This window comes from Aureimonas phyllosphaerae, assembly GCF_047943035.1.
Classification (GTDB): Bacteria; Pseudomonadota; Alphaproteobacteria; order Rhizobiales; family Rhizobiaceae; genus Aureimonas; species Aureimonas phyllosphaerae.
In genome coordinates, this window is the sequence record NZ_CP181348.1 from 831,617 (window position 1) to 848,150 (window position 16,534).

Below are 16,534 nucleotides of genomic sequence, written 5' to 3' on the forward strand. Positions count from 1 at the left end.
GTCTCGCCCCATCCCTTCGCGACCGCAATGGCCGACCGGCGCGAGGCCGACGCCAGGTTGCGCCCGCCGCGCGGCGAGACGCTCCTCTACCTCAACGGGGTCAACAAGGCCTTCGACGGGTTCAAGGCGATCAACGACCTGTCGCTGGTCGTGGCGCGCGGCGAGATGCGCGCGATCATCGGCCCGAACGGCGCCGGCAAGACCACGATGATGGACATCATCACCGGCAAGACGCGGCCCGACACGGGCGACGTCTATTTCGCCGGCGATACCGACCTCACCCGGCACGACGAGGCCGAGATCGCCTCGATGGGGATCGGCCGCAAGTTCCAGAAGCCGACGGTCTTCGAGGGCCACACGGTGGAGGGCAATCTCCGCCTCGCGCTGTCGGGTTCCCGCTCGATCTTCGCGGCGCTCCTCCACAAGCGCGGCGCCGCCGAGGATGCGCGCGTCGACGAGATCCTCTCGACCGTGCGCCTCGCCGAGAAGCGCGCGGCGTCCGCCGCCGATCTCAGCCACGGCCAGAAGCAGTGGCTGGAAATCGGTATGCTCCTGGCGCAGGACCCCGAGCTTCTCCTCGTCGACGAGCCCGTCGCCGGCATGACCGATGCCGAGACGGAGGAGACGGCGCGGCTCCTGCGCGACATCGCAAGGGAGCGATCGGTCGTCGTGGTCGAGCACGACATGCATTTCGTGCGCATGCTCGGCGTGAAGGTGACGTGCCTCCACGAAGGCCACGTGCTCGCCGAAGGCCCGCTCGACGACGTCTCCGCGAACCCGCGCGTCATCGAGGTCTACCTGGGGCGCTAGCGCGCTTTTGATGGCGTCAGGCGGGTCGGGCCGGCGGGTCTCGTCCGCTGCCGGCCGACGCTCCGGCACCGAGTGCGCCCGGCTTTTTCGGGCGACGAAACAACCCTCGCCGGCCCTCCGCCGCCGGCCACATGAAAGGGCGCAGACCCCATGCTGACCGTTTCCGACGTCGATCTCTACTACGGTGCCGCGCAGGCGCTGCGGGGCGTGTCGCTGGAGGCGAAAGCCGGCGAGATCACCTGTGTCCTCGGGCGCAACGGGGTGGGCAAGACCTCGCTCATGCGGGCCGTGGTCGGCCAGCAGCCGATCCGGCGCGGCGCGATCCAGCTCGGCGGCGAGGATCTCGGATCGAGCGCGCCCTACGCGCGGGCGCGGGCCGGCATCGGCTTCGTGCCGCAGGGGCGCGAGGTGTTTCCGCTCCTGACGGTGAGGGAAAACCTCCAGACGGGCTTTGCGCCGGTGAAACGGGGCGATCGCACGATCCCCGACCACGTGTTCGAGCTCTTTCCGGTGCTGAAATCGATGCTCGGGCGGCGCGGCGGCGATCTCTCCGGCGGCCAGCAGCAGCAGCTCGCGATCGGCCGCGCCCTCGTCACGCGGCCGCGCCTTCTGGTGCTGGACGAGCCGACCGAGGGCATCCAGCCCTCGATCATCAAGGACATCGGCCGCGCCATCCGCTATCTGAAAGAGGAGGCCGGCATCGCCGTGCTGCTGGTCGAGCAGTATCTCGACTTCTGCCGGGAGCTCGCCGACCGGGTCTACATCCTCGATCGCGGCCGGATCGTGTTTTCGGGCGTCGGCGCCGATCTCGACGACCCGGAGGTGCGCCGCCACCTCATGGTGTGAGAGCCTGTTTCAAAAGTCTGCCGGGTCGGCCCGGTGGGCCTTTTCATCCGGGGCTTCGTTGCCGATGCGCGCCGATGCCACCGGCATCGACTGCGCTGAGCGCCTCGTTCCGGATTGAAAATCCCTCGCCGGCCTCCACCAGAGACGTCCGAAACAGTCTCTGAGGCGGCGGCGCAAGGGGTTCAGATCAGTCCCTCCTTGTGCGCGGCGTCCGTCAGCCGCTCGAGCGTTCGTCCCATGCGGGCCATGATCTCGTCGATGTCGTCGGCGGTGACGATCATCGGCGGGCAGAGCGCCAGCTGGTCGCCGATGGCGCGGAAGATGAGCCCCTCGTCGTGGCCGATCACTGCGGCCATGCGCCCGACCGCGCCCACCGTCTCGAAGGGACGCTTCGTCGCCTTGTCGGCCACGAGCTCCAGCGCCCCGATCAGCCCGTCGCCGCGCGCCTCGCCGACCAGCGGATGATCGGCGAACGAGCGAAGGCCGCCCTGGAACTGCGCCTCCAGCCGCGCCGCGTTCCCCGCCCAGTCCTGCTCCTCCATGATGGCAAGGTTCTCGAGCCCGACGGCCGTCGAGACCGGATGGCCGGACGCCGTGAAGCCGTGGCCGAAGACGCCGACCTTGGCCGAGTTGTCGGCGATCGGCGCGTAGACATGGTCCGAGATCATGACGGCCGCGAGCGGCATGTAGGAGGAGGTGATCTGCTTCGACAGCGTCATGATGTCGGGCGTGAAGCCGTACTTCTGGCAGCCGAACGGCGTGCCGAGCCGCCCGAAGCCGCAGATCACCTCGTCGGCGACGAGAAGGATGTCGTTTGCCCGGCAGATGCGCTCGACACCCTCCCAGTAGCCGGCGGGCGGCGGCATCACGCCGCCGGCCGCCATCAGCGGCTCGCCGATGAAGGCGGCGATCGTGTCGGCGCCCTCTTCCGCGATCACGGCCTCGAGTTCGGCAAGCAAGCGCTCGGTGAACACCGCCTCGCTCTCGCCCTCCTGGCCGAAGCGCCAGAAGTGCGGGCAGGTGAGATGGCGCACCGGGATCGCCGGCAGGTCGAAGTCGCGGTGGTTCACCGGCAGACCCGTCAGCGAGCCCGACGCGATGGTGATGCCGTGATAGGCCTTGGTGCGGGCGAGGAACTTCTTCTTTTCCGGCCGGCCCATCGCGTTGGAGCGGTACCAGACCATCTTGACGATCGTGTCGTTGGCCTCGGACCCTGACGAGGTGAAGAAGGCGCGCGTCAGCGGCCCCGGCGTGATCTCGGCGAGCTTCTCGGCCAGCCGGATCGAGGGCTCGTTCGATTTGTGGGTGAACGTGTGGTAGTAGGGCAGCCTCAGCATCTGGGCGTAGGCGACGTCCGCGAGGCGCTTCTGCGAGAAGCCAGCGCCGACGGACCAGAGGCCGGCCAGCCCCTCGATGTACTCCTTGCCCTTGTCGTCCCACACGCGAATGCCCTCGCCGCGCTGTATCACCATCGGCCCCTGCGCCTCGTGCGCGCGAAGGTTCGTGTTCGGATGCAGCGTGTGCGCTATGTCGGCCGCAGCCAGCGAGTTCGAAAGCGTGTCCATGGGGGATCCCCGTTCTGAAGGCTCCGCGCGGGCCGATCGGCATCGCCGGATGGTTTCACGTGTGACAACAGCGCTGATGCGCCAAATCGGTCAAGCCGCCGCGGTGCGCTCGCGGCGGTTCATCAGGGCGGCGAGCGCCGCCAGAAGCAGCGTGCCGACGATCAGCACGAAGGCGGCGGCCGCGATCGCCGGCGAGATGTTCTCGCGGATCGAGGAGAACATCTGGCGGGCGAGCGTGCGCTGGTTGGGACCGGCGACGAAGAGGGTGAGCACCACCTCGTCGAGCGAGGTGGCGAAGGCGAAGACCGCGCCGGTGACGACGCCCGGAAGCGCCAGCGGCAGCGTCACGCGGCGGAACACGGTGGCGGGCGAGGCGCCCAGACTCGCGGCCGCGCGCTCGACCCGCCGGTCGATGCCCTGCAGCGCCGTCGAGACGCTGATCACGACGAAGGGCACGCAGAGGACCGCGTGCGACAGGATCACCCCGATATAGGTTGAGGTGAGGCCGAGGCCGCCGAGCGAGATCTGCAGCCCGACGCCGAGCACCACCGCCGGCACCACCATCGGCAGGAGGAAGAAGGTGCGCAGGAGGTTGGGGAAGGGGATCAGCCCGTTGCGAAGCCCGAGCGCCGCCAGCGTGCCGAGCACCACCGACAGGACCGTCGCGCCGAGGCCGATGATCAGGCTGTTGACGATCGACAGGCGCCAGGCATCGGCGGTCGCGAGCTCGGTGAACCAGCGCGTCGAGAAGGACGGGATCGGGTAGTTCAGGAAGATGCCGCCGGTGAAGGCGAGCGGCAGGATGGCGACGAGGGGCGCCAGCAGAAACACGACCGCGAGTGCGCCGAAGAGGCTTTGAGCGGGCTTCAGCATGGTCAGGCCCCCAACGGCGTGCCGGAGCGCGAAAGCCGGCCGTAGACGAGGTAGAGGATCGTGGTGACGACGAGGAGGATGAGGCCGAGCGCGCCGGCCATGCCCCAGTTCGCGGTCTGGAGGGCATAGAAGGCGATGATCGAGGAGATCATCTGGTCGTTCGGGCCGCCAACGAGGGCTGGCGTGATGTAGTAGCCGATCGCCACCATGAAGACGAGGAGGCACCCCGAGAGGATGCCCGGCATGGCGAGCGGCAGGAGGATGCGGCGGAAGGCGGCAAACGGCGGCGCGCCCATGGAGGCGGCGGCCGGCATCAGCGTCTTCGGGATGGCGTTCACCACCGAGTAGATCGGCAGCACCATGAAGGGCAGGAGGACGTGCGTCATGGCGACGACGACGCCGGTGCGGTTGAAGATGAGGGGCAGGGGGCCGTCGGTCAGGCCGATCGCCTGCAGCGCGCCGTTGATGACGCCCTGGTCCTGGAGAAGGATGAACCAGGCGGCGGTGCGCACCAGGAGCGAGGTCCAAAGCGGCAGGAGGACGGCCATCATTAGGACGTTGCGCTTCCAGCCGGTGGTCGCCGCCATCAGCATCGCGTAGGGCAGGCCGATCGCAAGGCAGCACAGGGTGATCGTCGCGGCGATCAGGAAGGTGCGGGTGATGATCAGCCGGTTGGCGGACGCGCCGGCGGGCAGGCTCTCGACGGCGCCGGCCTCGTTGCGCGTGAGATCGACGGCGGCCAGCAGGTTGCGGTCGGTATAGGCGGAGGACGCGGTCTGGATCGCGCTCCAGAAGGCGGGGTCCGCCCAGCGCTTGTCGAGGGCGGCGAGATCGACGGCGCCGCCGTTCGCGTCCTTGGCGGCGCGCTGCGTCTTCGGGATCAGGGTGCGGAAGCCCGACACGTCGCTGTTGAGCCGGCGCACGGCGGCGCCGAGCCCGATCGCGTCCGCCTCTGCGAGGTCGGCGACGAGCGCCCCTTGCGTCTCTGCATCCGGCACGCCCTCACCGCTCCAGGACGAGATCGCGGCGCTCGTGCGCGGCAGGACGGCACCGACCGCCGGGTCGCGCACCGACACGGACACCATGGTCCAGAGCGGCCAGAGGAAGAAGACGCCAAGAAACAGGAAGAGCGGCGCGACGAGGCCGAGGGCGCGAAGGGTGGAGCCGGCCCGCGTCATACCGGGAACACCGCGACGTCGGCCGGGTCGATCACGATATGGGCGGGCCCGCCGACCGCGGGCGCACCGTGGCGACGCTCGGCACGCGCGATCAGGCGTAGGGGCCCGCGCGACAGGTGGAGGCGCAGGTGGTCGCCCTGGTAGACGACGTCGTCGACGCGCGTCTCGATTGCGTCGGGGCGCGCCTCAGTGTGAAGATGCAGCCGCTCCGGGCGCACCGAGACCATGACGGCGGTGCCCGGCCGGAAGGTCGGTCCGGGCGCGGCCTTGAGGCTCGTGCCGCCCTCCAGCGCAAGGCGCGTGCCCTCGGTGTCGGAGGCCTCGACGGTCGCGCCGAGGAGATTGGTCTCGCCGATGAACTGGGCGACGAAGGCGTTCTCGGGGTGGTCGTAGACCTCCGTCGCCGTGCCGACCTGCGAAATCTTGCCCTTGTCGAAGATCGCGATGCGGTTCGACATGGTCAGCGCTTCGCCCTGATCGTGGGTGACGAAGACGACGGTGAGCCCGAGGCGGCGGTGAAGCTCGCGGATCTCGAGCTGCATCTCCTCGCGCAGCTGCTTGTCGAGCGCGCCGAGCGGCTCGTCCATCAGGACGACCTTGGGCTCGAACACGAGGGCGCGGGTCAGCGCCACGCGCTGCTGCTGGCCGCCCGACAACTGGTCGGGGCGCCGGTCGCCGAGATGGCCGAGGCGGACGCGGTCGAGACCGGTCTTCACGCGGGTCGCGATCTCGGCCTTGGAGAGCCCCCGCATCTGCAGCGGGAAGGCGACGTTCTCGGCGATCGTCATGTGGGGGAAGAGCGCGTAGTTCTGGAACACGACGCCGATGCCGCGCTTGTGCGGCGGCAGGTCCTCGATGCGCTCGCCGTCCATCAGGATCGTGCCGGATGAGGCGTTCTCGAAGCCCGCCAGCATCATCAGGATCGTGGTCTTGCCCGAGCCCGACGGCCCGAGCAGCGACAGGAATTCGCCCTTCTCCACGGCAAGGTCGAGGTTCTCGACGACCCGTGTCTGGCCGAACGACTTCGACACGTCCTGGAAATGGATGAAGGTCATTGAGCCTCGTCGCGGTGGTTCGGGGATGCGGAAGACGACGGGTCCGGCGACGGAGGCCGCCGGACCCTTGAGGGGGTGTTTACTGCGCCACCCAGGCGTTGAAGCGCGTGTTCAGCGCCTCGATGTTGTCGACCCAGAAGTCGGTGTCGAGCGGGATCGCGACGTCGAGATTGGCGGGGGCCGTCGGAAGCTGCGCGGCGACCTCGGGCTTCAGCATCTCGCCGGCCGCCTTGTTGGGCAGGCCGTAGGCGATGTAGTCGGGCAGCTTCGACTGGTTCTCCGGCGCGCTTGCGAAGGCGATGAAATCGAACGCCGCGTCCTTGTTGGGCGAGCCCTTGAGGACGACCCAGCTATCGACCGCGTAGATCGAGCCCGGCCAGACGATCTGGAAGTTCTTGCCTTCCGACTTGTTGATGCCGGCGAGACGCCCGTTATAGGCCGACGTCATCACCACTTCGCCCGACGCCAGAAGCTGGATCGGCTGCGCGCCGGCCTCCCACCAGACGAGGTCCCGCTTGATCGTGTCGAGCTTCTTGAACGCGCGGTCGACGCCCTCCGGGGTCGCCAGGACCGTGTAGACCTCCTTCGGGTCGACGCCGTCGGCGATGAGGGCGAACTCGAGCGCGTATTTCGGGCCCTTGCGGAGCGCCCGCTTGCCGGGGAACTTCGCCGTGTCGAAGAAGTCGGCCCAGCTTTTCGGCGCTTCCTTCAGCTTGTCGGCGTCGTAGCCGAGGCCGGTCGTCCAGACGATCGCGCCGACGCCGCATTCGTTGACGGCGGAGGGGATGAACTTGTCCTCGCCGCCGAGCTTCGACCAGTCCACCGGCTCGTAGATGCCGTCGGCGCAGCCGAGAGAGAGTTCCTCGGCCTCGACCTGGACGGCGTCCCAGTTCGGCGTGCCCCCTTGCATCTTGGCCGACAGGACGCCGTAGCCGCCGTCCCACGATTCCTCCAGCACCGGCTTGCCGGTCTTGGCCGCGAAGGGCTTGAAGTAGATCTCGCGCTGGGCGTCCTGATAGTTACCGCCCCAAGAGACGACGGTGAGGTCGCGCGCGGCGGCCGGCACCGCCGCCAGAAGCGAGGCGGCCAGAAAGCTGCCGACGAGAGTGCGAATGGTGGACCGTGACATGGCGTTGTTTCCCCCGGCTTGTTGAACCGTTCGAAAATCAAGCACGAAAGGGGGAAACCGCAAAACCCTTCGCGCGGGCGCTCGAAATAGTTTCCACCATCTCAATAGGTCGGCGGGGTGATCGCGCTGATCAGCTCCGCGGGTTCGGGACCGGGATTGCGGAAGCGGTGCGGCGTCTCGCTGTCGAAGTAGTAGGCGTCGCCCGGCTCCAGCACGCGCGTCCGCTCGCCGACGCTGACCTCGACGCGGCCCGCGGTGACGATGCCCGCCTCCTGCGCCTTGTGCGAGAAGGCCTCGCCCGTGTCGGCGCCCGGCTGGTAGGTCTCGCGCAGCATCAGGAGCTTGCGGCCGGGATGGTTGATGCCGACCATGCGGTAGGAAATGCTCGTCGTGCGGCCGATCTCGGGCAGGTCGCCGCCGCGATAGAAGGGCGAGGAGGGCGCCGCCTCGCCGAGTTCGGAGAAGAAGCCGGTCAGCGTCGAGCCCATCGCCTCGAGGATGGCCTGGAGCGTGTCCACCGACGGGCTCATCCGGTCGCGCTCGAGAAGCGAGATGGTGGAATGGGCAATGCCGGAGCGCACCGCGAGGTCGCGGGTCGACAGCTGGCGGCGGCGGCGCATCTCGCGGATCGCGGCTCCGATGGCGGGCATGACATCTCCTCTTGCAGGCGGCCGGGCGGCGTTGACTGCTCATCATACTGAACGGGGCGCGCCGTGTCCTTGCCGCCCGGTGGCGCTTCTGCGAGCGTCCTGCGTGCAAAACCAGCACGGAAACGCCCGATGGCCACCGAGATTGACACGCTCCGCTCCCGCCTCCGCTTCGTGAAGGCGCCCAAGCCGCAGGGCGAGACGCATGCAAGCGTCGCCGGGACGGTGTCGGAGATCCTCGCCGCGGTGCGCAGCGAGGGCGATTCGGCGGTGAAGCGTTACGCCTCCGCCTTCGACAAGGTGGAACCGGCGGCGGTCGAGGTGAGCCAAGAGGAGCGCGCGGCGGCGGTGGCCCGGCTCGACCTGCAGACGCGGGCCGACACCGAGTTCGCCATCGCCAACGTGCGCGCGTTTGCCGAGGCGCAGCTGAAGACCATCCTGCCGCTCGAGATCGAGCTCCGGCCCGGCCTCCATCTCGGCCACCGCGTCATCCCCGTCCAGCGCGTCGGTGCCTATGTGCCGGGCGGGCGCTATCCGCTCCTGTCGGCGCCGATCATGACGATCGTGCCGGCCAAGGTCGCCGGCTGCCCCGAGGTGATCGCCTGCCTGCCGCCCACGGCGGCGGAAGCCATGGTCGCGGGCTGCCACCTGTCGGGCGCGGACCGCATCTTCCGCGTCGGCGGGGCGCAGGCGATCGCCGCGATGGCCTTCGGGACCGAGACCATTCCGGCCGTGCACAAGATCGTCGGGCCGGGCAACGCCTATGTCAACGAGGCCAAGCGCCAAGTCTTCGGGCCGGTCGGCATCGACCAGCTGGCGGGCCCGAGCGAGATCTACACGCTCGCCGACGAGACCGGCAACGCCGAGGTGATCGCGACCGACCTCCTGGCGCAGGCCGAGCACGACATCCACACCCGCGTCGGCCTGATCACGACGCACGCGCCGCTGGCGGAGGCGGTGATCGCGGAAGTGGAGCGCCAGCTCGAGACGCTGTCGACCGCGGGTGTCGCCCGCGTCTCGTGGGAGGCGCAGGGCGAGGTGACGGTCTGCGCCTCGGAAGACGATATGGTCGCCTATTCCGACTGGATCGCGGCCGAGCACCTGCAGGTGCACACGCGCGACCCGAAAGCCTTCGCGGCAAGGCTGACGGGCTACGGCTCGCTGTTCATCGGCACGAAGGCGAGCGTCGTCTATTCCGACAAGTGCTGCGGCACCAACCACACGCTGCCGACGATGGGCGCCGGGCGCTACACCGGCGGGCTCTGGGTCGGCTCCTACGTCAAGATCGCGACGCACCAGTGGCTGGAGGACGAGGGGGTCGCCGCCGTCGCGCCGCCCGCCTCGCGCCAGAGCGCGTCGGAGGGGCTGGAAGGGCACCGCCGCGCGGCGGCGCTTCGGCTGGAGAAGCCCGACCTCTTCCGCTGAACCGGGCGCGCGCTCCGCTGCCGGGACGAGGCGGCGGGCGGGGCGTTGGTGCGCGCAACGTATATGATATGCTGACGGGGCTCTCGGAGACCCGCCTCGTGACGAAGATCGAATACCGGACCCTCAACGACCTCGCCTACGATCGCATCCGCGAGGGTCTGATGGCCGGCAGCTTCCATCCCGGCCAGGTCCTCGTGATCCGCACGCTCGCCGAGAGCTACGGCATCTCGACGACGCCGGTGCGCGAGGCGCTGCAGCGGCTGGTCGCCGAGCGGCTGCTCACCCTCCTGCCGAACCGCTCGATCGCGGTGCCGGCGCTGGAAGCGGGCAAGTATGCCGAGCTCGCGCGCATCCGCTGCGAGCTGGAGGGGCTGGCGGTGGAACTCGCCGCCGCGCGCGTCCGCAAGGCGACCCTGCGCAAGCTGGCGCGGCTCGCCGATGACATGGACGAGAGCCTCGCCGCGCGCGACCACGACGCCTATCGCCGCCAGAACCAGGCCTTTCACTTCGCCGTCTACGGCGAGGCGGCCTCGCCGCGCCTGTTCGAGATGATCCAGGACCTGTGGAGCCAGACCGGCCCCTACATGAAGGAGCTGTTCGGGGCGCCGGCCTACGAGCCGAAGGCGAACGAGGCGCACCGCAGCGTGCTCGCCGCGCTGGAGGCGGGTGACGGTGCGCGCGCACGCGCCGGCATCGTCGCCGATCTCACCGTCGCCGGCACCTTCCTCGTGCCCCACCTCGAGGCCGTGGAGGGGGCGCGGCGGCGCGAGGCCGAGCCCGCCTGACGAAGGGGCGCCTTCGCGCCACCGCCCGCGCCGCTCACCGGCCGCGATGCGTCCTCGCAACGCCGTGCCGCGAAACGCAAACCCGCTGTGCGATCCCCTCTCCGATCGAGAGGCGGCCGATCTCAGGCCGTCACCTGAAGCGAGGCTTCGAGCACCTCGGCGAAGAGGTCGGCGTTGCCGCGGTCGAAGACCAGCGGCGGGCGGATCTTCAGGCTGTTGTGGTGCTTGCCCGAGACCGAGATCAGGACGCCGCGCTCGCGCATGGCGTTGACGACGCGCGACGCGCGTGCCCGGTCGGGGGCCCGCGTCTGCCGGTCGGCGACGAACTCCACCGCCATGAACAGGCCGACGCCGCGCACGTCGCCGACGCCGGGATCGTCGGCCGAGACCGCCCGCACGCGTTCGAGGAGATGGCGGCCGGTCTGCAGCGCGTTCTCCTGCAGCCCTTCGGCCTCGATCGCGTCGAGGACGGCGGCGGCGGCCGCGCACGACACCGCGTTGCCGCCGAACGTGTTGAAGTAGCGGGCATTGCGGCCGAAGTCGGCGACGATCTCGGGGCGCATGACCACCGCCGAGATCGGCTGGCCGTTGCCCATCGGCTTGCCGAGCGTCACCATGTCGGGCACGACGCCGTGGCGCTCGAAGCCCCACATCGCCTCGCCGGTGCGCCCGAATCCGGGCTGCACCTCGTCGGCGATGAAGAGACCGCCCGCCGCGCGGATCGCGTCCGCCGCGCCCCGGAGGAAGCCGGTCGGCCCGGCCAGCACGCCGTCGCTGGTGAAGAGGCTGTCGACGATCAGCACCGCCGGCCGGATGCCGTGACGCCGGAGGTCGGCGATCGCGGCCTCGACCGCGGCCTGGAACGCCGCGCCGACATCCGCGTCGCCCATGTGGTAGCGGTCGGGCGCGGGCACCGTGCGCACATGGGGCCCGAGATCGACGGAGGGCCCGAGCGAGGGCGAGAAGGCGGCGACGCTCTCGGTGATCCCGTGATAGGCGTTCTCGGTGACGATGATGCCGGTGCCGCCCGTGCGGGCTTTCGCGATGCGCAGGGCGAGGTCGTTGGCCTCGCTGCCGGTGCAGGCGAACATGACCTGGGACAGGTCCGCCGGGAAGGTCGCGACGAGGCGCTCGGCATAGTCGAGGATCGCCGTGTGGAGGTAGCGCGTGTTGGTGGCGAGCACGCCGACCTGCGCGCGGATCGCCTCGACGACGCGCGGGTGGCAATGCCCGATCGAGGTGACGTTGTTGTAGGCGTCGAGAAAGGCGCGGCCGGTGTCGTCGTAGAGCCAGACGCCGTCCCCGCGCACGAGATGCAGCGGCGTCTCGTACATCAGCCGATAGGCCGGCCCGAGGACGCGCGCCCGCCGCTCGACCAGCGCCTCGTTGTCGGGGCTGAGGTTGCCGCGCCCCGGCACGAAGGCGTTGGGCATGGAGAGATCGGCGGTGGCGCTCATGCGTTGGGGCTCCGGCGGGTCGGTCGACCGGGATCGGTCGCGGCGACCAGCCATCGGCCGCCGATTGCGATACATGATATACCAGAATGCCGGGGCGGAAAAGGCGATGCGAAGGGCTTCGAGGCTGGATGCCGGCCGCACAGTCTTCCCCGGATAGCGTTGCTTCAGCTTGTCGCCCTATCATATATGGTATATCAAAAATTTTCGGGGGCCCTGCCGGCTTTCCGCTTCACGAAGCCATCTGGCGAAAGGCCGGCCATGTCCCAGTCCGAGATCGCCGAGCCGCGTTCGGCCTTTACCACGGCAGTGCCCGCCTTCGGCCTCGACGAGATCGAGCGGATGGTGCGCGAGCGCTACGGGATCGCGGCCCGCGCCTCGATGCTGACCAGCGAGCGCGACCTCACGGTGCGCCTCGACGCCGAGGACGGCGCGCGCTTCGTCCTGAAGATCGCCAACGCCGCCGAGGACCCGGGCGTCTCGGAGTTCCAGAACCGGGCGCTCGAACATCTCGCCCGCACGGTGCCGGACGTGCCCGCCTCGCGCCTCGTGCGCACGCTGGACGGCGCGCCGGAATTATTCGCGCCGCGTGACGGAGAGCACCATTTCACGCGCCTCCTGACCTGGCTGCCCGGCCGCCCGCTGTTCGGAGCCGCGCGCACGCCCGCCCAGATGCTGGCCCTCGGCACGGCGCTCGGCCGGCTTGCCAGGGGATTGGCGGACTTTTCGCACCCCGCCGCCGAGCACGAGATCGTCTGGGACATCCGGCGCTCGCCCGGCCTTCTGCAGCACACGCGCCATGTCGCCGATCCCGCGCTGCGCGCGCGCGTCACCCGGATCTTCGAAGCCTTCCGCGACGAGATCGCGCCGCGCGAGGACGCGTTGCGGATGCAGGTCGTCCACAACGACTTCAACCCGTTCAACCTCCTGGTGGACGAGGCCGACACCGACCGCCTGACGGGCATCCTCGACTTCGGCGATCTCGTCCAGACGCCCGCGATCTATGATCTCGCGATCGCCAGCGCCTATCAGGTGGCCGACGAGGGGCATCCGTTCGAGCCGGTGGCGGCGCTCGTGTCGGCCTATCACGCGGTGCATCCCGTGCCGGAGGCCGAGCTCGATCTCCTGCCGCAGCTCGTCGGCGTGCGGCAGGCGATGACGATCACGATCGGCGAATGGCGCGCCAGCCGCTATCCCGAGAACGCCCCCTACATCCTGCGCAACCACGCCAAGGCCCGCTCGGCGATGGCGCGCTGCGAGGCGGTGCCGCTTGGTGAGGCGCGCGACATGCTGCGCCGCGCCTGCGGGGTCTAGCCCGTCCCGAAGCCCGCGGTGCCGCCGCTGCCGAGGCGCGGCGAGGGCGTGTCGAGCTTAAGCGCGGCGTCGCGGAAGCGGATCGGCGTGCGCAGGCCCGGCACCCCGTCCGGCTCGATCCGCATGCCGCGGTGGAGGACCTGTGGGTCGGCGAAGACGTCGGCGAGCGTGTTGATCGGGCCGGCCGGCACGCCCTCGCGCTCCAGATCGGCGAGCAGCGCGTCGCGCGCCATGAGGAGAAGCCGCCCCTCCATGATCGCGACCAGCGCCGCCCGGTGGGCGACGCGGGCCTCGTTGGTGGCAAAGCGCGGGTCCGAGCCAAGGTCCGGCTCGCCGATCACGGCGGCAAGCCTTGCGAACTGCCGGTCGTTGCCGCAGGCGATGACCACATGCCCGTCGGCGACCGCAAAGCCCTGATAGGGCACGATGTTGGGATGGGCGTTGCCGAGGCGCTTCGGCGCCGTGCCGCTGGCGAAGTAGTTCAGCGCCTGATTGGCGAGCACGCCGGTCATGCAGTCCATCAGCGCCATGTCGACATGGTCGCCGCGCCCCGTCCGCTCGCGCCGGGCCAGCGCCGCCTGGATCGCGATCACGCCGTAGAGGCCGGTGAAGATGTCGGCGAACGCGACGCCGATCTTCTGCGGCGTGCCGTCCGGCTCGCCGGTGAGGTCCATGATCCCGCCCATCGCCTGGATCATGAAGTCGTAGCCGGCCCTTTGCGCATAGGGGCCGTCCTGCCCGAAGCCGGTGACCGAGCAGTAGACGAGGCGCGGGTTCGCGGCCGCCAGCGTCTCGTAGTCGAGGCCGTATTTCGCAAGGCCCCCGACCTTGAAGTTCTCGACGAGGACATCGGCCTCGAGAGCCAGCCGGCGCACCAGCGCGCGGCCCTCCTCGGTCGAGAAGTCGGCGACGACCGACCGCTTGCCCCGGTTGGCGGCGTGGAAATAGGCGGCCGTCCTTTCGCCGTCGTGGGTGACGAAAGGCGGGCCCCAGCGGCGGGTGTCGTCGCCCTCCGGCGCCTCGACCTTGATCACCTCGGCGCCAAGGTCGGCCAGCGTCTGGCCGATCCAGGGCCCGGCGAGGATGCGGGCGAGTTCGAGAACCTTGAGGCCCTTCAGCGGCGCATCCGCCATCAGAAGAAGGCCTGGAGCCCGGTCTGCGCGCGGCCGAGGATCAGCGCGTGGACGTCGTGCGTGCCCTCGTAGGTGTTCACCGTCTCGAGGTTCTGCGCGTGGCGCATCACGTGATACTCGCCCATGATGCCGTTGCCGCCGTGCATGTCGCGGGCCTCGCGCGCGATGGCGAGCGCCTTGCCGCAGTTGTTGCGCTTGACGATCGAGATCATCTCCGGCGCCATGCGGCCCTCGTCGAAGAGGCGTCCGACCCGGAGCGAGGCCTGGAGCCCGAGCGCGATCTCGGTCTGCATGTCGGCGAGCTTCTTCTGGACGAGCTGCGTCTGCGCCAGCGGACGGCCGAACTGCGTGCGCTCCAGGGTATAGCTGCGCGCGCGGTGCCAGCAGTCCTCGGCAGCGCCCAGCGCCCCCCACGAAATGCCGTAGCGCGCCCTGTTGAGGCAGCCGAACGGACCCTTCAGGCCGGAGACGTTCGGCAGCAGCGCGTCCTCGCCGACCTCGACGCCGTCCATCACGATCTCGCCGGTGATCGAGGCGCGAAGCGAGAGCTTGCCCTCGATCTTCGGGGCCGTCAGGCCCTTCATGCCCTTGTCGAGCACGAAGCCGCGGATCGCCCCGTCATGGGTGTCCGACTTCGCCCAGACGACGAAGACGTCGGCGATCGGCGCGTTGGAGATCCACATCTTGGCGCCGTTCAGGACATAGCCGCCGTCCGTCTTGCGCGCCACGGTGCGCATGCCGGCGGGATCGGAGCCGGCGTCGGGCTCGGTGAGGCCGAAGCAGCCGATCCATTCGCCGCTGGCAAGTTTCGGCAGGTATTTGCGGCGCTGTTCCTCCGACCCGTAGGCATAGATCGGATACATCACCAGCGAGGACTGGACTGACATCATCGAGCGGTAGCCGGAATCCACCCGCTCCACCGCGCGCGCCACCAGCCCGTAGGACACGTAGGAGGCGCCGGCGCAGCCGTACTCCTCCGGCAGCGTCACGCCGAGGAGGCCGAGCTCGCCCATCTCGCGGAAGATCTCTGGGTCGGTCGTCTCCTTGAGATAGGCCTCGACGATGCGCGGGCGCAGGCGCTCCTCGGCGAACCCTGCAGCCGTCTCGAAGATCAGCCGCTCGTCCTCGCTCAGCTGGTCGGCGAGGAGGAACGGGTCGGTCCAGTCGAAGCTCGCCTTGGAGGGCTCGGCGGGCGCGGCGGACGGGACGGCGCTGGCGGGAAGGGCGGACATGATCGCATCTCCTGTCTGATGCCAGCGACTTTGCGCCCGCTCGCGCGCCCGCGCAAACGATGATATCGGATCGAAACATTCATGAATTCGATGAAGTCGGCCGATGCGACCCGCCTATCACCCGACGATCGCCGAGCTGCGCGCCTTCGTTGCCTGCATGGACAAGGGGTCGGTGACGGAGGCCGCCGCCGGCCTCAACCTCACGCAGAGCACGGTGAGCCGTTCGCTCGCGCTTCTCGAAGACAAGCTCGGCGTGCCGCTCTTCCACCGCGTGCGCAAGCGGCTCGTGCCCTCCGATGCCGGGCGGCTCTTTGCGGTGGACGCGGCGGCCGTCATCGCGCGGCTCGACGAGGCGAGCGTCAAGACCATGGCCTTCGGCGGGCGGCGCGAGATCCTGAACTTGGCCGTCCTGCCGACCTTTGCCGCGCGCTGGCTCGCCCCGCGCCTCGTCGCCTTCTCGCGCGCCGAGCCCGGCATCAGCCTCAATGTCAGCGCGCGGCTCGGCGCGGTGGACTTCGAGCGCGACGGGTTCGACGCGGCGATCCGGCGCGCGGGCGCAGCGGCGGGAAGCGGGGGCGGCCTCGTCCTCCTCGCCGACCGGCTCTGCGCGGTGGCGAGCCCCGCGCTTCTCGACGGGCGCGAGACGGCGGGGGAGGGGGCGCTCACCGGCCTTCCGCTCCTCCAGCAGGCGACGCGCCCGACGCTCTGGCTCGAATGGTTCCGCGAGGCCGGGCTCGACGCGCGCGACATCCTGCGCGGCCATCGGTTCGAGCAGTTCGCGATGGTGGTGGAGGGCGCGGTCGCCGGCCTCGGCGTCGCGCTGGTGCCCGATTTCGCGGTGGAACGGGAGCTTCGCGCCGGCCTCCTGACGCTCGCCTCGCCGCGCCGCCTCGCGCTGCCCGACCCCTACATGCTCGTGCACCCCCCGCGCAGCCTGGAGCGGCCGGCCTTTGCCCGTTTTCACCGTTGGCTCGAGGCGACGGTGGAACAGGAGGCGACGTCCGCGCCGTGATCCGTCGCCCGGCAACGCCGAGCGTTCGAATCAACCGGGGCGCGTAAGTCTCCTGCGCAAGCCGCCCGAGGGGCGC

The 16,534-nt window shown here is 69.9% G+C and carries 15 protein-coding genes; 6 read left to right on the top strand and 9 right to left on the bottom strand.

Annotation, left to right across the window (positions count from 1 at the left end; all coding sequences use genetic code 11):
• The first annotated feature begins 27 nt into the window (after positions 1-27).
• Both urtD and urtE read left to right on the top strand, forming a co-directional pair.
• Positions 28-810, top strand: coding sequence for an urea ABC transporter ATP-binding protein UrtD (gene urtD, locus ACLNGM_RS03785; RefSeq protein WP_416358382.1), 783 nt, complete (start codon positions 28-30; stop codon positions 808-810).
• Positions 811-960: 150 nt separating this feature from the next.
• Complete coding sequence (gene urtE, locus ACLNGM_RS03790; protein WP_416357254.1) at positions 961-1,656, top strand: urea ABC transporter ATP-binding subunit UrtE; 696 nt, start codon at positions 961-963, stop codon at positions 1,654-1,656.
• Positions 1,657-1,838: 182 nt separating this feature from the next.
• On the opposite strand, the gene ACLNGM_RS03795 is transcribed toward urtE, so the two are convergent.
• The 6 genes from ACLNGM_RS03795 to ACLNGM_RS03820 form a co-directional block, all read right to left on the bottom strand.
• Positions 1,839-3,221 carry an aspartate aminotransferase family protein gene (locus ACLNGM_RS03795; RefSeq protein WP_416357255.1) on the bottom strand — a complete coding sequence of 461 codons (1,383 nt, stop codon included), beginning with the start codon at positions 3,219-3,221 and terminating at the stop codon, positions 1,839-1,841.
• A gap of 90 nt (positions 3,222-3,311) precedes the next feature.
• The gene (locus ACLNGM_RS03800; RefSeq protein ID WP_416357256.1) at positions 3,312-4,094 is read right to left on the bottom strand and encodes an ABC transporter permease; all 783 of its coding nucleotides are present in this window, start codon (positions 4,092-4,094) and stop codon (positions 3,312-3,314) included.
• A 2-nt stretch (positions 4,095-4,096) separates the two neighbouring features.
• Positions 4,097-5,272 carry an ABC transporter permease gene (locus ACLNGM_RS03805; protein ID WP_416357257.1) on the bottom strand — a complete coding sequence of 392 codons (1,176 nt, stop codon included), beginning with the start codon at positions 5,270-5,272 and terminating at the stop codon, positions 4,097-4,099.
• Positions 5,269-6,327: an ABC transporter ATP-binding protein gene (locus tag ACLNGM_RS03810; RefSeq protein WP_416357258.1), complete on the bottom strand. Its 1,059-nt coding sequence runs from the start codon at positions 6,325-6,327 to the stop codon at positions 5,269-5,271. The genes ACLNGM_RS03805 and ACLNGM_RS03810 overlap by 4 nt, the downstream gene beginning before the upstream one ends.
• A gap of 79 nt (positions 6,328-6,406) precedes the next feature.
• Positions 6,407-7,456 (bottom strand): ABC transporter substrate-binding protein, encoded by a 1,050-nt coding sequence (locus ACLNGM_RS03815; protein ID WP_416357259.1) that lies wholly within the window; start codon positions 7,454-7,456, stop codon positions 6,407-6,409.
• A gap of 101 nt (positions 7,457-7,557) precedes the next feature.
• Entirely contained in the window at positions 7,558-8,106 is a 549-nt protein-coding gene (locus ACLNGM_RS03820; protein WP_416357260.1) for a cupin domain-containing protein, read from the bottom strand.
• A gap of 129 nt (positions 8,107-8,235) precedes the next feature.
• On the opposite strand from ACLNGM_RS03820, the gene hisD reads away from it, so the two are divergent.
• Positions 8,236-9,528 carry a histidinol dehydrogenase gene (gene hisD, locus ACLNGM_RS03825; protein ID WP_416357261.1) on the top strand — a complete coding sequence of 431 codons (1,293 nt, stop codon included), beginning with the start codon at positions 8,236-8,238 and terminating at the stop codon, positions 9,526-9,528.
• Positions 9,529-9,626: 98 nt separating this feature from the next.
• On the top strand, positions 9,627-10,313 hold the full coding sequence (locus ACLNGM_RS03830; protein ID WP_416357262.1) for a GntR family transcriptional regulator: 687 nt from the start codon (positions 9,627-9,629) through the stop codon (positions 10,311-10,313).
• A 122-nt stretch (positions 10,314-10,435) separates the two neighbouring features.
• Here ACLNGM_RS03830 and ACLNGM_RS03835 read toward each other — a convergent pair whose 3' ends face one another.
• Positions 10,436-11,770: an aspartate aminotransferase family protein gene (locus ACLNGM_RS03835; RefSeq protein ID WP_416357263.1), complete on the bottom strand. Its 1,335-nt coding sequence runs from the start codon at positions 11,768-11,770 to the stop codon at positions 10,436-10,438.
• Between the two features lie 258 nt (positions 11,771-12,028).
• On the opposite strand from ACLNGM_RS03835, the gene ACLNGM_RS03840 reads away from it, so the two are divergent.
• Entirely contained in the window at positions 12,029-13,081 is a 1,053-nt protein-coding gene (locus ACLNGM_RS03840) for a phosphotransferase (protein ID WP_416357264.1), read from the top strand.
• Here the strand turns inward: ACLNGM_RS03840 and ACLNGM_RS03845 are convergent.
• The gene (locus ACLNGM_RS03845) at positions 13,078-14,214 is read right to left on the bottom strand and encodes a CaiB/BaiF CoA transferase family protein (protein ID WP_416357265.1); all 1,137 of its coding nucleotides are present in this window, start codon (positions 14,212-14,214) and stop codon (positions 13,078-13,080) included. The two genes, ACLNGM_RS03840 and ACLNGM_RS03845, sit on opposite strands and share 4 nt — an antisense overlap.
• Positions 14,214-15,446, bottom strand: a complete 1,233-nt coding sequence (locus ACLNGM_RS03850; protein ID WP_416357266.1) for an acyl-CoA dehydrogenase — start codon at positions 15,444-15,446, stop codon at positions 14,214-14,216. Before ACLNGM_RS03850 ends, ACLNGM_RS03845 begins: the two co-directional genes overlap by 1 nt.
• 103 nt (positions 15,447-15,549) lie before the next feature.
• Between ACLNGM_RS03850 and ACLNGM_RS03855 the strand changes: the two genes are divergently transcribed.
• Positions 15,550-16,458 carry a LysR substrate-binding domain-containing protein gene (locus ACLNGM_RS03855; RefSeq protein ID WP_416357267.1) on the top strand — a complete coding sequence of 303 codons (909 nt, stop codon included), beginning with the start codon at positions 15,550-15,552 and terminating at the stop codon, positions 16,456-16,458.
• Positions 16,459-16,534: the final 76 nt, after the last annotated feature.

Bases quoted from the DNA above. Each gene is read 5' to 3' on its own strand.
- urtE (WP_416357254.1), top strand. From the start codon at position 961: ATGCTGACCGTTTCCGACGTCGATCTCTACTACGGTGCCGCGCAGGCG.
- ACLNGM_RS03800 (WP_416357256.1), bottom strand. From the start codon at position 4,094: ATGCTGAAGCCCGCTCAAAGCCTCTTCGGCGCACTCGCGGTCGTGTTT.
- urtD (WP_416358382.1), top strand. From the start codon at position 28: ATGGCCGACCGGCGCGAGGCCGACGCCAGGTTGCGCCCGCCGCGCGGC.
- ACLNGM_RS03810 (WP_416357258.1), bottom strand. From the start codon at position 6,327: ATGACCTTCATCCATTTCCAGGACGTGTCGAAGTCGTTCGGCCAGACA.
- hisD (WP_416357261.1), top strand. From the start codon at position 8,236: ATGGCCACCGAGATTGACACGCTCCGCTCCCGCCTCCGCTTCGTGAAG.
- ACLNGM_RS03820 (WP_416357260.1), bottom strand. From the start codon at position 8,106: ATGCCCGCCATCGGAGCCGCGATCCGCGAGATGCGCCGCCGCCGCCAG.
- ACLNGM_RS03805 (WP_416357257.1), bottom strand. From the start codon at position 5,272: ATGACGCGGGCCGGCTCCACCCTTCGCGCCCTCGGCCTCGTCGCGCCG.
- ACLNGM_RS03835 (WP_416357263.1), bottom strand. From the start codon at position 11,770: ATGAGCGCCACCGCCGATCTCTCCATGCCCAACGCCTTCGTGCCGGGG.
- ACLNGM_RS03855 (WP_416357267.1), top strand. From the start codon at position 15,550: ATGCGACCCGCCTATCACCCGACGATCGCCGAGCTGCGCGCCTTCGTT.
- ACLNGM_RS03840 (WP_416357264.1), top strand. From the start codon at position 12,029: ATGTCCCAGTCCGAGATCGCCGAGCCGCGTTCGGCCTTTACCACGGCA.
- ACLNGM_RS03845 (WP_416357265.1), bottom strand. From the start codon at position 14,214: ATGGCGGATGCGCCGCTGAAGGGCCTCAAGGTTCTCGAACTCGCCCGC.
- ACLNGM_RS03795 (WP_416357255.1), bottom strand. From the start codon at position 3,221: ATGGACACGCTTTCGAACTCGCTGGCTGCGGCCGACATAGCGCACACG.
- ACLNGM_RS03850 (WP_416357266.1), bottom strand. From the start codon at position 15,446: ATGTCCGCCCTTCCCGCCAGCGCCGTCCCGTCCGCCGCGCCCGCCGAG.
- ACLNGM_RS03815 (WP_416357259.1), bottom strand. From the start codon at position 7,456: ATGTCACGGTCCACCATTCGCACTCTCGTCGGCAGCTTTCTGGCCGCC.